This window comes from Leucobacter triazinivorans (assembly GCF_004208635.1).
GTDB classification, from domain to species: Bacteria; Actinomycetota; Actinomycetes; order Actinomycetales; family Microbacteriaceae; genus Leucobacter; species Leucobacter triazinivorans.
The window spans coordinates 1,420,690-1,435,126 of sequence record NZ_CP035806.1 but is presented as its reverse complement, the minus strand read 5'-3'; the positions used below and the strand labels follow the sequence as shown (position 1 = coordinate 1,435,126).

Here is a 14,437-nt window from a genome sequence, read left to right as displayed (position 1 = left end):
GTCGCTAGACTGGGCGCATGTTCGGTCGTGAGCGCAGGTCTCGTCGCGCGGTGCGCGTGCACCGGCGGCACGGCCGGCGCCCGGTGCGATCATCGCTCGCGGGGCCCACGCTGCCCGACCCGAGCAGCCGCTTCGCGCGCTTCGAGGTCGACGCGCGCGCCGCAGTCGAGCTGCTGCAGTCGTACCTCCCGGATGAGCTGCGCGGGGTGCGGTTCGGCTTCCAGACCGCGCCGACGGGGGAGGGCGCGAGTCGCTTCCCCCTCTGGTACTCGGTGGATCGGGAGGCGCGCACGATCATGCTCTACCGCATGCCGATCCAGCGCGTCCGCGGCCTGCACGTCGACGACGACGAGCATCGGCGCTACTTCGTGGAGCACTGCGTGTACCAGGCCGTCTGCGAGTACCTCGGGCGCGAACCCTGGGAGCTGCTGCCGGGCCGCTTCGACCACTACTGACGGCGCTCCGGCCACGGCTGGGACGGCTCCAGGGCTTTGCCGCCATAATGGGACTCATGAGCGCGCGCATCTTGGTGGTAGACGACGACAGGGCACTGGCGGAGATGCTCGGCATGGTGCTCCAGGGCGAGGGCTTCATCACCGAGAGTTCGGCGGACGGCACCGAGGCGATCGAGCGGTTCCGCGACATGCGTCCCGATCTCGTGCTCCTCGACGTGATGCTGCCGGGGCTCGACGGCATCGAGGTCTGCGAGCTGATCCGCGCCGAATCGGGGGTGCCGATCATCATGCTCACCGCGCGCACCGACACCCGCGACGTGGTGCGGGGGCTCGAGGTCGGGGCCGACGACTACGTCGTCAAGCCGTTCAATCCGGCCGAGCTGATCGCGCGGATCCGCGCGCGCCTCCGCGAGCCGCAGCAGGACGCCGCCGAGACGCTGCGCATCGGCGACCTCACGATCGACGTCTCGGCGCACGAGGTGCGGCGCGGTGCCCAGCCGATCCCGCTCACTCCGCTCGAGTTCGATCTGCTGGCGATCCTTGCGCGCAAGCCGCAGCAGGTGTTCACCCGGGAGGTGCTCCTCGAGAAGGTGTGGGGCTACCAGTACAAGGCCGATACGCGGCTCGTGAACGTGCACGTGCAGCGCCTGCGCGCCAAGATCGAGCAGGATCCCGACCACCCCACGATCGTCACGACGGTGCGCGGCGTCGGCTACCGAGCCGGCACGCCCGTGGAGTAGGGCGTGGTGCGCATGCGCGGCCGATCCCGGTTCATCGCGGCGCTGCGCCGGCTCCGCGTGCGCTGGCTCCGGCTGAGCCAGCCCGTGCTCGGCCCGTTCCGCGCGCGATGGTCGCGCTCCCTCATGGTGCGCACGATGACCATCACCGGCCTGGTGACGGGCTTCGTGATCCTCATCGCGGGGGTGTTCATCCTGACGAGCGTCAGCGACGACCTCTACTCGTCGCGCCGCGATCAGGCGCTGCAGGACTCGGCGCGCGCGACGCTCGCGGCGCAGCGGATGATCGACGCCTCGGAGGCCACGGACCGGGGCGCGCTGACCTCGCTCGCGGCCACCGTCAGGCGCACGGTGCAGGACACATCGGCGAGCCAGATGGTCTACCTGCGGCGCCAACCCGGTCAGTCGCCCTTCCCCGAGGCTCCTCCTGCCCTGAACACGAACCCGATGCTGCCCGAGGCCGTCAGCACCGAACTCTCGAACGCCGTGGCGACGGGCACGCAGCATTGGCAGCCGGTCGCCTTCATCGCCGAGGACGACCTGCCCGCGCCGGGGATCGTCGTCGGATCCACACTCGCCTTTCCCGCCGGGGCCGGCACTTACGAGCTCTTCATCGGCTACAACCTCGCCGATACGCAGGACACGCTGAGCTTCGTGCAGCGCACGCTGCTCATCGCGGCGGCGGCGATGATGGCGTTCATCGGCATTCTGGTGTGGATCATGTCGCGCATCGTTTTCCGGCCCATCCGCGCGGCGGCCGATACGAGCCGTCGTCTCGCGGCCGGCGAGAGCGACGCCCGCATGCCGCGTCAGAACGACGAGCACTTCGACGTGCTCTCCGAGGGCTTCAACGACATGGCCGACACCCTGCAGGCCCGCATCCGCGAGCTCGACCACCTCTCGGAGATGCAGCAGCGCTTCGTCTCCGACGTCTCGCACGAGCTGCGCACCCCGCTCACGACGATCCGGCTGGCGAGCGAGGTGCTCCAGGGATCGTCGGGTGGACTGGAGGCCGGGCAGCAGCGCGCGGTGGAGGTGCTCGGCACGCAGGTCGAGCGCTTCGAATCGCTTCTGGAGGATCTGCTCGAGATCTCGCGGTACGACGCCGGTCGCGTGACCCTCGACTCCGAGGCGACCAACCTGGTGACGCTCTCGCGCGAGGTCGTCGAGGGTCTGCAGCCGCTGTCCCCCGGTGTCATCGAGGTGCGGGCGCTCGGCGGGTACACGCCCATCGACGTCGACGCCCGCCGCATTCGCCGCATCGTCTCGAACCTCGTGGGCAACGCCATCGAGCACGGCGAGGGCCGGCCCATCGTGGTCTCCATCGACTCCAACTCCTCGGCGGTCGCGATCTCGGTGCGCGACTGGGGGATCGGCATGAGTGCGGACGACGCAGAGCACGTCTTCGACCGCTTCTGGCGGGCGGATCCCTCGCGGAAGCGCACCCTCGGCGGCACCGGCCTGGGGCTCGCCATCGCCCAGGAGGACGCCGCGGTGCACGGGGGCATCCTCGAGGCGTGGTCGCGTCTGGGCGGAGGGTCGAACTTCAGGCTCACGCTGCCGCGCGGCGACAGCGTGACCGACTTCATGTCGCCGCTGCCGCTGGTCCCGGAGGACGTGACCGACGCCGGAGACTCCCAGGCCACCGGCGGATGGCTGCGGCGGCCGTGGCGGCGCATCCGGAAGGAGAAGCGAGGATCATGATGCCGATGCAGAGGGGCCGACGCGCGACACGCGCCTTCGCGCCGCGGAGGCGGAGGTCCGGCGCGGCCGCGCGCTCCGGTGTGCGGGGCGCAGCGCTCGCGGTGGCGCTGCTGCTCGCGGGATGCACCGCCATCCCCAGCAGCGGCCCCGTCGAGGCCGGACTCGACGATCTCAGTCAGGCGGAGCAGACGGTGCAGTACAACCCGGTGGGTCCGGTCGCCGGGGCCACCCAGGAGGATCTGGTGCAGGGGTTCGTGATCGCGGCGAGCTCGCCGCGGGACGACTACGCGGTGGCGCGGGAGTTCCTCACCGCCGACTACGCCGCGCAGTGGGATCCCTATTTCGGCGTGCTCATCGCCGACGGCAGTCGACCCTATCGCTCCGACGGGGCCGCGGCGGGCGTGCTCTCGCTCGCGGCGGTGGCCAAGGTCGATGCCCAGGGGACCATGCTCCCGGTGCAGCCCGGTCCGAGCACCGAGATGCGCTTCGAGTTCGAGCGCGTCGGGGAGGAATGGCGCATCTCCTCGGCACCGGCGGGGATCATCCTCGAGAGCAGTATGTTCGGCACGCTCTGGTCGCAGCAGCAGCTCTACTTCGTGGGGGCGGGCAACGTGCTCGTGCCCGAGACGCGGTGGTACCTGTCGCGCTCGGCGCTCGTCACCGAACTCGTCGCCTCGCTGCTCGAGGGGCCGGGGGAGCGCCTGCGCGAGACCGTGCATAGCGGGTTCCCGGCAGGCACCGCGCTCGTGACGAACTCGGTGCAGGTGACGGACGGGATCGCGCGCATCGATCTGACCGGGGCGATGCTCGAGGCCGGCCCCGCGGCCATGGCCGAGGTGAACGAGCAGGTGCAGGCGACCCTCCAATCGGTGCGCGGCGTGACCGGCTTCGAGCTGTTCGTCGACGGCACCCCGCTGCGGGACACCCCGGACGGCGATGCCGGAGCGCCGCGGCAGGTCAATCAGTTCTCGGATCCGGTGGTGCTGATCGATGGCGAGCTCGGCACGATCGTGTCGGGCGAGTTCCGCCCGATGGGCGGGTTCGCCCAGTCGGTCGGGGACCTCGATCCGGCCGAGGTCACCCTCGCACCCGGCGAGCAGGCCGCGGCCCTGCTGAACGACGAAGGCGTGGTGCTCGTGAGCGACGACGGCGCGCTCCTCGTCGACGATCGGCGCAGACTCATCGCCCCGGCCTTCGACTTCCTCGGCAACGTGTGGTCGGTCTCGGCCGCCGACGCGCGCACGCTGCGCATCACGGCTCCGGATGGCGCGACGACCTCGATCCGCGCCCCGTGGCTTGCGGGCCGCGAGCCCGTGGCCGTGCGCGTGTCGCCCGACGGGGCGAGGATCGCGGCGCTGGTGCCGAGCGATGAGGGCAGCCAGGTGCTGGTGGCCGGGGTGATCCGCGACGAGAACGGCGTGCCGGTCGCGACCACGGCAGAGGCCGATGTGCAGCTCTGGACCACCGGCGATCCGATCGACCTCGACTGGATGGGGCAGTTGCGCTTCGCCGTGCTGAGCGGGCTGGGTGCGGCGAGCAAGGTGACGATCGGCGGCGTGGGGCAGTTCTCCGCCGAGCAGGGTTCGGTGCCGGGCGGGCGGCAGGTGAGCGGGGGCGGCGGGCGCACGCAGCTGCGGGTGCTCGGCGAGGGCGCGGACCTCTTCTCTCCGCAGACCAGCGGCTGGCAGCGCTCGGAGAGCGACATCTCGCTCCTCGCGAAGCGCGGGTAGCCGGGGAGCGCCGACGCGCCGGGCAGCAGACCCTTCGTCCTCAGTCGCCGCTCCCCGGGGTGGCCGGACGAGTTGTCCACGGATGCGCGGATCGGGGTCAGCACGCGGGTCGCCGGGCGCGATGATGGCCAGATGCACCTCTCCCCGTTGCTCCGCGAGCTCCGGCTCGACCTCCTCGCGCTCGTGTGGCCGACCGAGTGCGTCTGCTGCGGCCAGCCCGATCGCGACTGCTGTCTGCCGTGCCTGGTCGAGGTGCAGCGGCCCGGGCCGCTGCTGCACCCCGCGATCGGTGTGCCCTGCGTCGTGCGCGGGCCCTATGACGGGCCGCTGCGCGCGCTCCTCGTGGCGTTCAAGCACGAGGGGCGCACGGGCTTCGCGCGCGAGCTGGGTGCGCAGCTGCGGCCTCCGCTCGTCGCCGCACTCGGACGCTGCTCGGGCCCGGCGCCGCCCGTGATCGTAGCCGCTCCCTCGCGCGGATCGCGGGTGCGGCAGCGGGGCTACCGGCATCTCGAGCTGCTGCTCGACGTCGCGATGCGCGGGGAGCGCGGAGGCAGAACATCCGCCTGGCAGCGGCAGCCCGCGCCGGGTGGGCGCATCGCGGCACTGCGGGTGCGCGCCCTTCGCGCGACGCGCGGACGGGCCGGCCAGGTGGGGCTGGGGCCGGCGGAGCGGGCGCGCAACGCGGCTCGGGTCGCCGTGCGCCACTCGGCCCGCGCAGTGCTGCGGGGGCGGGAGGTGATCCTCGTCGACGATGTGATCACGACCGGGGCCACGGTGTTGGCGGCGGGGGAGGCGCTCGAGCGGGCGGGGGCGCGACTGGTCGCGGTCGTGGCGCTGTGCGCGGCGCAGCACCGCGACACGCGCGACGAGGACTTCGCAGCGTCTCGGGTGGAAACCGAATCGCCCGGTGGAGTAGAGTTCCGGAAAGGCGTAACGGTGCGCCATACTGGTCCACCCGCCTGAGGCACCTGGGAGGTCACCATGGACGTGAACATCCGCGGCATGAACGTCGGGATCACCGACCGCTTCGAAGACTATGTCGAGTCGAAGACGGAGAAGGTGGCGGGTCTGCTGCCCAGGGCCCAGGCGTTCGAGGTCAAGGTCTCCAGACAGAGCGATCGCAGCCCGAAGCACGGCGATCTGGTCGAGATCACGCTGATCGGACCGGGGCCGGTGATTCGCGCAGAGTCCGCGGGTGGAGACAAGTACTCGGCGTTCGACATCGCCTACGGGCGAGTGCTCGAGCGCATCCGCCGGGTCAAAGACCGCAAGAAGGACCGTCGCGGTCGCGGTCGCACCTCGCTCGCCGATGCGGCCTCGCACGACTTCGACATGGTCGACGTCACCCCGGCGCCGCTCGAAGTGCTCGAATCGGTGGCGACCGGCAGCGTCCCCGTCGCCGCCGGCGACTCCGGGGATGAGCAGTACACGCCCGTGGTCATCCGCAGCAAGGAGTTCCCTGCCGAGCGCCTCTCGGTCGAGGACGCGGTGGACCAGATGGAGCTGGTGGGCCACGACTTCTTCCTCTTCGTCGAGAGCGAGTCCGGTCGGCCCAGCGTCGTCTACCGCCGCAAGGGGTGGAATTACGGGGTGATCTCGCTCACCGAGAACTGACCGACGCGTTCACGGACGGTCCCGCTGCACGGCGGGACCGTCCGTTCGCGTATCCGCCGGGCCGCGAGACGGGATCCCGAACCCGATCCGGTCGCCCTCGCCGTACTGCTCCTTCGCGATGCGCAGATTCGCCCAGGTCTCGATCGACGAGATCTCAGGGTGGCTCCGCAGGCGGTCCACCAGGTCGAGCAGCTCCTCCGGGTTGTCGGCCGAGAGCGTCGCGATCAGGTCGTAGTCCCCGACGGTGACGGCGAGGAACTCGGGGCCGAGCGTCCGCAGGTGGGCGATCGCATCCTCGAGAAGGCCGTGCGCGCGGATCCCGATCCCGAGGGAGGGCAGTTCCGAGCGGCGGCCCCGCACCGGAATGCCCACCACCTTCACGGCCCCGTGGCGCATCAGCCGCTCGAGCCGCAGGCGGGCCCCGCTCGGCGAAATGCCGGCGGCATCCCCGAGCTCGCGGAAGGAAGCCCTGCCGTCCTCCTGGAGGCGCTGCACGATGCGGCGATCCGCGTCGTCGATCTCGAAGCCGGTGCGGCCCGTTCGCAGGGGAGAGTAGAGATTGACCTCGATGCTCTCGTAGAGGTGCGTGCGCACTTCGCGCACCCCCGGAATCGTGCGGATCGCGTCGACCGTGTCGCGCAGATGGGGGTTGCGCCCGACGCGAATCTCCGCGTCGATGGCGTGCGCGCCGCTGATGTCGGCGACGAACGTGGTCTCCGGCATGGCGATCAGCGCGGCTCTGATCGGACTGATCGAGCCGTCGGTGCGCAGTTGCAGATAGGCGAAGCGCTCGAGGCCCAGAAGATCCGGGCTGATCGATACGGTGAGGCGCAGCTCTCCCTGCTCGATCGCGCGCTGCACGACGTGGGTCACTACGCGCCGCGTCGTGCCGAGTCGCGCGGCGATGCGAGAGTAGCTCTCGCGGCCGTTGCTGCGCAGCGCGTCGAGAATGCGTGATCGGATCTCCGCCGAGTCGTCGTGCTGATCCACCAGTCGCCTCCGGAAACTCCTCGGTGTAGTAATGACGATTATGCACCGTTGAACGTGCATTTCGCCACTGTGTATCTTGTTTCGGGCACGTGCGGTACGAATCCGCAGAATCATTGCCTGCATGGTGAAGATTTGCTTTGCCGTTCCGCGCATCTCGACCTAGGCTGGCACCTGGTTCGCAGTGGCGGATCGGATGCACAAGGAGGTTTGTCCGCACATGACTACCCATACTTCACTCGAGGACGAGCTCGAGCGGCGCCTGTCCGAGATCGAGAGCGTCGAAGCCTCGGATCCGGCGCACGCCGCACTGAGCGGCCGCAGCCTCGCCGCGTTCCTGTCGGTGGTCGTGGGAATCGCTCTCGTGGCATGGCTCGGGGTGCTGCTGTGAACGGGACGGAGCGGGAGCTCACCGAGACCCAGGCGCTCCGCGTCGAGCAGGCCGTTGCTGCAGAGGCCACCTACGGCGCCCTGCCGCTGCTGAAGCGCGAGCGGGTGTGGGGAGCGGGCGACTTCAGCTGGGTCACGATCAGCCTCGCGATCGCGACATGGGCATTTCTCACCGGTGGTGCAACCGTGCTGCTCGTCGGCTTCGTCGAGGGCATCGCCGCCATGCTCATCGGCAACAGCATCGGTCTCGCGATCATGGCGCTCGGCAGCGTCGTGCTGAGCCAGCGGCTCGGGGTGGAACAGTATCGCGCGCTGAAGTCGGTCTTCGGTGTGGTGGGCGTCGGGATCATCGTCTTCACGGTCGTGCTCCTCGTCGAGATGGGCTGGACGTCGCTGCTGGGCGTGATGTTCGGGCGGGCCTTCACCGAGATCTCGAACCAGGCGTTCGGGACCGGGCTCGATTCCTTCGGGCCGCTCGTGACCGTGTTCGCGCTCGTCGCCATCGTGGGCGGCTGGGTCGTGCTCTCGCGCGGCCCCGTGACGATCAGCCGGCTCAACCGCTTCGTCGCACCCGGCCTCCTCGTGATCGTGGTGCTGATGATGGTGCTGCTCATGTCGCAGCACTCCTGGGCCGACCTGCTCGATGCGCCGGCGATGGCGCCGTTCGAGAACGAACAGCTCAACTTCATGATGGCGGTCGAGTTCAACCTCGGGGCGGGGCTCTCCTGGTGGCCGGTGATGGGTACGCTGTCGCGGCTCACGCGCAGGCCGAAGGCCGCGCTGTGGCCGGCCTACGGCGGAATCTTCGTCGGCACGGTGGTCGCGCAGATCGTCGGCATGGCGGCTGCGCTCATGATCGGCGAGGCGGATCCGACCGCCTGGATGGTGCCGCTCGGTGGGCCGATCCTCGGCGTGCTCACGCTGCTCTTCGTCGGATTCGCGAACGTGACGAGCATGGCGTCCATCGCCTACTCGACGGTCCTGGCGCTGAAGCAGTCGAGCGGCCGTGCGCTCGCCCGGTTGCGGTGGCCCGTGCTGTGCGGGGCGTTCCTCGTGCTGCCGGCCGTGCTGAGCTTCTTCCCCGGGTTCATGTACGAGAAGTTCATGACCTTCGTGGTGGTCTCGGGCGCGTTCATCGCCGCGATCTGCGGGGTCATCATCGCCGACTACTTCATCGTGCGCCGGCAGCGTCTGCCGCTGCGCGCGCTCTACGCCACGGGCGCGCAGGATCCGCTGCGCTTCACGGGAGGGGTGAACATCGCAGCCCTCGTCGCGGTGGCCGTCGCGTCCGTCTTCTACCTCTGGGCGTACAACCCGATCACGCTCGAGACGCAGCCGTTCTTCCAGTACGGCACCGCATCCGTGCCGACGGTCGCGATCGCGATCGTCTGCTATCTCGTGCTGAACCACCTGCTGTACGTGCGCCGCGGCCGCGGCGGGTACGGAGCGCCGGATACCTTCGCGGCCGCCGGGAGGCGCTGATCATGCAGCAGTCCATCGAGGTGCGTGCCGCGGTCTTCCGCGGCGACGACGGAAACCGGCTGGGTGTCGAGACGCTGCGGCTCGACGCGCCCGCGCACGGCGAGGTGCGGGTGCGGGTGCGGGCCGCGGGGGTCTGCGGCTCTGACCGGCACGTGCTCGAGGGGGAGTGGCACGTGCCGCTGCCCGCCGTGATGGGGCACGAGGCCGCCGGGGTGGTCGACGCCGTCGGCCCCGGGGTGCGCGGGCTCGGGATCGGCGACCACGTGATCATCGCGTGGCACCAGGCCTGCCAGCGCTGCGGCGAGTGCACGAGCGGCAAGCCCTGGGCGTGCCGGCACGCCCGATCCAACGACTCACTGCTGCCCGACGGCACGACCCGGTGGCGCGACGCCGCCGACGAGGCGGCCTATCCCTACCTCGCCGTCGGCGCCATGAGCGAGGCCGTCGTGGTGCCGGAGTCCGCGGCGATCCGCATCGATCCGCGCGTGCCCTTCGCCGTCGCCAGCCTGATCGGGTGCTCGGTCGGCACCGGCTACGGCGCCGTGGTCAACAACGCCCGGGTCGTCGCGGGAGAGTCGGCGGTCGTGGTGGGCGCCGGCGGTGTCGGGCTCTCGATCATCGCCGCGCTCCGACTCGCCGGTGCGACGCCGATCATCGCGGTCGACGTCTCCGAGGCGCGGCTCGCCGAGGCCGAGCTCGCGGGGGCCACGCACGCGATCCCGGGCGGGGAGGATCTCGCCGTGCGGGTCGCGGAACTGACCGGCGGCGGCGCCGACGCGGCGTTCGAGGCGATCGGGCGCGTGGAGACGATGGAGCAGCTCCCATCGCTCATCCGGCCCGGCGGGCGCGCCGTCTTCGTGGGTCTGCCCCCTGAGGGCCGGAAGCTGGAGATCGACGGGCTCCTGCTCGCCTACGAGGGCAAGACGATCATCGGCTCGAACTACGGCGGGCTGGTGCCGGCGCGCGACTTCCCGCGGATCGCGCAAGCCTACCTCTCCGGCGCGCTGCCGCTCGACGGGCTGATCAGCGCGCGGGTGCCGCTCGACGAGGTGAACGAGGCGTTCGATGCGATGCGCCGGGGCGAGCGCACGCGCAGCGTCATCGTGTTCGGCGCGGAGGATCTGCCCGCGAACGCCGAGGTGCACGGCACGCCGTAGCCGCGGAGGCGGCGGGTGCCTGGCCTCGTCGCCCCCGGGGTGCGCGGGGACTCCGCCGCGCGCGACGGTGCGCGCCGTCCGCCGTGTGCGACGGTACGGGCGGTCGCCCTCAAGTGCGACGGTGCGGGCTCGCCCGCGAGTGCGTCAGTTGGATCCGCTCCAGGCCGCAGGGACGAGCACCCACACGGCCTCGGCGCCGGCGGCGCCGGTGTGCCAGGTGTGCGGCGTGCGGCCGGGGAAGGTGACGGTGTCGCCCTCGCCGAGCGCCATCCGGCGGTCCGCGAACACCAGCTCGAGCTCGCCCGATATCACGTGCAGCGACTCCACGCTGCAGTTCACGGTGTAGAGCGCGCTGCCGCCGTCCGCGTGCGGGGCGAGCGAGGATCGCAGCACCTGCACGCGGTCCTCCGTGCGGGGCGTGATGAGACGCTCGTCGGCGCCGGTGCCGCCCATGTTGATGCGGGGCGCCTCGGGCAGCGCGATTCGCTGGATGTCGGGCTCGGCGAAGAGGCTGCCGATGGCGAGCGACAGGGACTGGCAGATCTGCACGAGGGTCGGCACGCTTGGCATGGTCTCGTCGCGCTCGATGCGGCTCAGAAAGCCTTTGGTGAGACCGGTCGCCCCCGCGAGCTGTTCGAGCGTGAGGCCCTGGGCGAGGCGGGACGAGCGCAGCTGAGCGCCGATCCGCACCGGTTCGCCGCCGGCGGTGGGGTGGACGGGCCGCACGTTCGCCGCCTTTCTCCGCGCGGGGCGCGGGAGTCGCAGATCGCGCCGCGGCGGCGTTGACCGCGATGCGGGATCCAGCCTATAGTGTGTGCGAGTTCACTCTTAGAGCTCACTTGTTTACTATAAGGCAACCTAGAAAGGATGGGACCGTGACTTCTCACACTCCGCAGGGCCCGGTCGATGCGAGCCTCACGCCTCGGTACGCGGGGATCGCGACCTTCGCCAAGCTGCCCAGGATCGAGGACGTCCCGGAGGCCGATATCGCGGTCGTCGGTGTCCCGTTCGACAGCGGGGTGAGCTTCCGGCCCGGCGCCCGCTTCGGCCCCGCCCACGTGCGCGAGGCGTCGCGCCTGCTGCGCCCCTACAACCCGGCCCAGGACGCATCGCCGTTCGCGCTCAAGCAGGTCGTCGACGCCGGCGACGTCTCGGCCAACCCCTTCAGCCTCGACGAAGCGGTGAAGGCCGTGGAGGACGCGGCGACCGAGCTGGGCGAGAAAGTCGACAAGATCGTGACGATCGGCGGCGACCACACCATCGCGCTGCCGTTGCTGCGTGCCATCAACAAGAAGCACGGCCCCGTTGCGGTGCTGCACTTCGACGCGCATCTCGACACGTGGGATACCTACTTCGGCGCGCCCACCACGCACGGCACCCCGTTCCGCCGGGCATCCGAAGAGGGGCTCATCGACATGACCGCGTCGATGCACGGCGGCATCCGCGGCCCGCTGTACGGCAAGCAGGATCTCGAGGACGACGCCATGCTCGGCTTCCAGATCGTGACGACCGAGTTCGTGGAGGAGCACGGCGTGCCGGCCGCGCTCGATCGCATCCGCGCCCGCGTCGGCGACAAGCCGCTCTACATCTCGATCGACATCGATGTGCTCGATCCCTCGCACGCGCCGGGAACGGGTACGCCGGAGGCGGGCGGGCTCACGAGCCGCGAGCTGCTGCGAATCCTGCGCGGCCTCGCCGATCTCAACATCGTCGGCGCCGATGTGGTCGAGGTCGCCCCGGCCTACGATCACGCGCAGATCACCGCGGTGGCCGCGAGCCACGTCGTGTACGAGCTGATCACCGCGATGGCCGCGCGGGACTGAGTCAGGGCCGCTCGACCGGCGGCCGAGCGGCCGCCGGTCGAGTAGAGCGCAGCGGGTTCGACACCCGTCGCGGCTCGATCCGGCCCGCCTTCGAACACCCGCCCCACGAATCCAAGGAAGTGTTCTTATGCACACCCCGAACGAGGGCGCGGTTCTCGCCGCGGCCGACGCCATCATCCAAGCCTTCGCGGCGACCGACACGGAGGCCTACTTCGCGGGCTTCTCCGACGACGCCGCGTTCGTGTTCCACCCCGAAGCAGCACGCCTGAACTCCCGCGCCGACTACGAGGCCCTCTGGGCCGACTGGCTCGGAGCCGGCTGGCGGGTGACGTCCTGCGAATCGAGCGATCGTCTGGTCCAGGTCTTCCCGGGTGGCGCGGTGTTCAGCCACACCGTCGCCACGAGCATCGACTCCGCGGCGGGGCCGGACTCCTACGTCGAGCGCGAGAGCATCGTGTTCAGCGTCGACGAGTCGGGCCGCCTCGTCGCGATCCACGAGCACCTCTCGCCGGTCCCGGATCCTGTTGCGCCTGCTGCCGCCGCGCCTGCTGCCGCCGCGCCTGCTGCCGCCGCGCCCGCTGCCGCCGCGCCCGCTGCCGCCGCGCCCGCGCCCGCTGAATCGGAGGATGCATCATGAGCAGTCCCGAAACCATGGCCGTCAACCTCGACGGTCACGACGACTCCGCCGGTCCGGTCCGCGGCACCCAGTCGCTGCTGCGCATCGGCATGATCTGGTTGGCCGCCAACCTCGTCGTCACGACGCTCCTGACCGGTACGCTCTTCACGCCCGGAGTCTCCTTCGGCACCGCCACCGTGATGATCGTGCTCGGCACCGTCGTCGGTGTCATCGTGCTCGTCCTGGTCGGCAACATGGGCACTCGCACGGGTCTGCCGACGATGGCGCTGACACGCGGATCCTTCGGCATCCGGGGCAGCCTGATCCCAGCGGCCGCGAACCTCATCATCCTCATGGGGTGGAGCTGGGTGCAGGCGATGCTCGCCGGAGTGACGATCAACTACCTGGTCGCGCAGGCCACGGGCTTCTCGAATCCGATGCTCTTCTCCGCGCTCTGCCAGGCGATCGTGGTGGTGCTCGCAATCTTCGGTCACACCGGCATCTCCCGGGTCGAGCCGTGGCTCGCGCTCGTGATCCTCGTCGTCATGGGCTTCGTCTTCGCTGCGGCGTTCGGGGCGTTCAGCCCGGCGGACTTTGCGGCGATCCCGGTGGACCCGACGCTGGGCGGCACCCCGTTCATCACGCTCGACATGGTGATCGCCACCGCTATCTCCTGGACGGTGCTCTCGGCCGACATGAACCGGCACGCGAAGAGCAGCACTGCCGGCATCGTCGGCGCCGGCATCGGGTACACGCTGTCGACCTGCATCTCGATGTTCCTCGGCCTCGTCGCCTTCAGCGTCGTGCTGCTGCGGGGGCACGAGGCCGTACCGTTCGACCCGTCGGTCATCGTCGCCGAGTTCGGCTGGCCGCTGGGCATCGCGATCTTCCTGTCGGTGATGGCGACGAACACGATGGTCGTCTTCGGCATGGTCACCTCCGTGGTCAATGCCCAGTCGAGGTGGCACCTCAGGTTCTTGCCGACTGCCCTCGTGCTCGGCGTGATCTCGGTGATCGGCTCCACCTTCCTCGGGCTGCTGAACCAGTTCACCGACTTCCTCTTCGTGATCAGCGCGTTCTTCGTGCCGGTGTTCGCGATCATGATCGCCGACTACTACCTCCTGAAGCGTCGCGGCTACTCCAGGCAGATCCTGCACGAGCGGTCCGAGAGCCGGTACTGGTACGCGGGCGGCTTCAACTGGGTAGCGGTCTTCGTGTGGATCCTCGGCGCCGTCCTCTCATACGTCCTCGCGTACGTCCTGCCGAGCCCGGTGGGCGCCAACATCCCCGCATTCGCGGTGAGCTTCCTGCTCTACCTCGGGCTGATGCTGCTGCTCGGTCGCAACGGGGCGCTCGGCTTGCGCGATCCGCGCGACGCCCAGCCGGTGGGCCACCTCCTCGATGGTGCCGACACTACCTCGGCGCTGCGCGTGGGCGGCTGATCGTCCTCCGTTCGGCTCGACCCGGCGTTTCGAGTCGCTTCGCCGCCCCGGTTCCTCCCGCACAGGAGGAGCCGGGGCGGCGCTGCTATTCGGGGCGTGGGCGCGCTGCCGGGGTGGAGAGCGGGGTGATGGATGGCGGGGTGGCGCGCTGGAGGGATGCCGGGTGGAGGGATGCCGGGTGGAGGGATGCCGGGTGGAGGGCTGGCGGCGTGGTGGGCCGGCAGAGTGGAGGGGTGGCGGCGTGGAGGGGTGGCGGGGTGGCGGCGTGGTGCGCCGGCGGGCTACCGGTCGTCAAGGGTG

General features: G+C 70.5%; 14 protein-coding genes. 12 read left to right on the top strand and 2 right to left on the bottom strand.

Annotated elements, in window-relative coordinates; translation table 11 throughout:
- Window positions 1-17 precede the first annotated feature (17 nt).
- The 6 genes from EVS81_RS06555 (at window position 18) to hpf (ending at window position 6,240) form a co-directional block, all read left to right on the top strand.
- The gene (locus EVS81_RS06555; RefSeq protein ID WP_165384200.1) at window positions 18-455 is read left to right on the top strand and encodes a metallopeptidase family protein; all 438 of its coding nucleotides are present in this window, start codon (window positions 18-20) and stop codon (window positions 453-455) included.
- A gap of 56 nt (window positions 456-511) precedes the next feature.
- The gene (gene mtrA, locus EVS81_RS06550; protein WP_130109670.1) at window positions 512-1,195 is read left to right on the top strand and encodes an MtrAB system response regulator MtrA; all 684 of its coding nucleotides are present in this window, start codon (window positions 512-514) and stop codon (window positions 1,193-1,195) included.
- A gap of 12 nt (window positions 1,196-1,207) precedes the next feature.
- A complete protein-coding gene (mtrB, locus tag EVS81_RS06545; protein ID WP_130111324.1) occupies window positions 1,208-2,896 on the top strand; it encodes an MtrAB system histidine kinase MtrB in 1,689 nt (562 codons plus the stop codon).
- Window positions 2,893-4,626 (top strand): LpqB family beta-propeller domain-containing protein, encoded by a 1,734-nt coding sequence (locus EVS81_RS06540; protein ID WP_240740012.1) that lies wholly within the window; start codon window positions 2,893-2,895, stop codon window positions 4,624-4,626. The genes mtrB and EVS81_RS06540 overlap by 4 nt, the downstream gene beginning before the upstream one ends.
- Window positions 4,627-4,758: 132 nt before the next feature.
- Entirely contained in the window at window positions 4,759-5,589 is an 831-nt protein-coding gene (locus tag EVS81_RS06535) for a ComF family protein (protein WP_130109669.1), read from the top strand.
- 18 nt (window positions 5,590-5,607) lie between these two features.
- Window positions 5,608-6,240, top strand: a complete 633-nt coding sequence (gene hpf / locus EVS81_RS06530; protein ID WP_130109668.1) for a ribosome hibernation-promoting factor, HPF/YfiA family — start codon at window positions 5,608-5,610, stop codon at window positions 6,238-6,240.
- Between the two features lie 9 nt (window positions 6,241-6,249).
- Here hpf and EVS81_RS06525 read toward each other — a convergent pair whose 3' ends face one another.
- A complete protein-coding gene (locus EVS81_RS06525; RefSeq protein ID WP_165384199.1) occupies window positions 6,250-7,230 on the bottom strand; it encodes an Lrp/AsnC family transcriptional regulator in 981 nt (326 codons plus the stop codon).
- Window positions 7,231-7,447: 217 nt separating this feature from the next.
- Between EVS81_RS06525 and EVS81_RS15770 the strand changes: the two genes are divergently transcribed.
- Genes EVS81_RS15770 through EVS81_RS06515 form a run of 3 tightly spaced genes read left to right on the top strand, consistent with a single transcriptional unit; the run spans window position 7,448 to window position 10,256 of the window.
- The gene (locus EVS81_RS15770; protein ID WP_165384198.1) at window positions 7,448-7,618 is read left to right on the top strand and encodes a hypothetical protein; all 171 of its coding nucleotides are present in this window, start codon (window positions 7,448-7,450) and stop codon (window positions 7,616-7,618) included.
- Window positions 7,615-9,099: a purine-cytosine permease family protein gene (locus EVS81_RS06520; protein ID WP_240740011.1), complete on the top strand. Its 1,485-nt coding sequence runs from the start codon at window positions 7,615-7,617 to the stop codon at window positions 9,097-9,099. The genes EVS81_RS15770 and EVS81_RS06520 overlap by 4 nt, the downstream gene beginning before the upstream one ends.
- 2 nt (window positions 9,100-9,101) lie before the next feature.
- A complete protein-coding gene (locus EVS81_RS06515; protein ID WP_130109665.1) occupies window positions 9,102-10,256 on the top strand; it encodes an alcohol dehydrogenase catalytic domain-containing protein in 1,155 nt (384 codons plus the stop codon).
- A gap of 144 nt (window positions 10,257-10,400) precedes the next feature.
- Here EVS81_RS06515 and EVS81_RS06510 read toward each other — a convergent pair whose 3' ends face one another.
- Window positions 10,401-10,982: a helix-turn-helix domain-containing protein gene (locus EVS81_RS06510; RefSeq protein ID WP_130109664.1), complete on the bottom strand. Its 582-nt coding sequence runs from the start codon at window positions 10,980-10,982 to the stop codon at window positions 10,401-10,403.
- Between the two features lie 149 nt (window positions 10,983-11,131).
- On the opposite strand from EVS81_RS06510, the gene speB reads away from it, so the two are divergent.
- The 3 genes from speB to EVS81_RS06495 all read left to right on the top strand — a co-directional run bounded on the left by speB (window position 11,132) and on the right by EVS81_RS06495 (window position 14,137).
- Window positions 11,132-12,079 (top strand): agmatinase, encoded by a 948-nt coding sequence (gene speB / locus EVS81_RS06505; RefSeq protein ID WP_130109663.1) that lies wholly within the window; start codon window positions 11,132-11,134, stop codon window positions 12,077-12,079.
- A gap of 127 nt (window positions 12,080-12,206) precedes the next feature.
- Entirely contained in the window at window positions 12,207-12,716 is a 510-nt protein-coding gene (locus EVS81_RS06500) for a YybH family protein (protein WP_130109662.1), read from the top strand.
- Window positions 12,713-14,137: a purine-cytosine permease family protein gene (locus EVS81_RS06495; protein ID WP_130109661.1), complete on the top strand. Its 1,425-nt coding sequence runs from the start codon at window positions 12,713-12,715 to the stop codon at window positions 14,135-14,137. Before EVS81_RS06500 ends, EVS81_RS06495 begins: the two co-directional genes overlap by 4 nt.
- Window positions 14,138-14,437 lie beyond the last annotated feature (300 nt).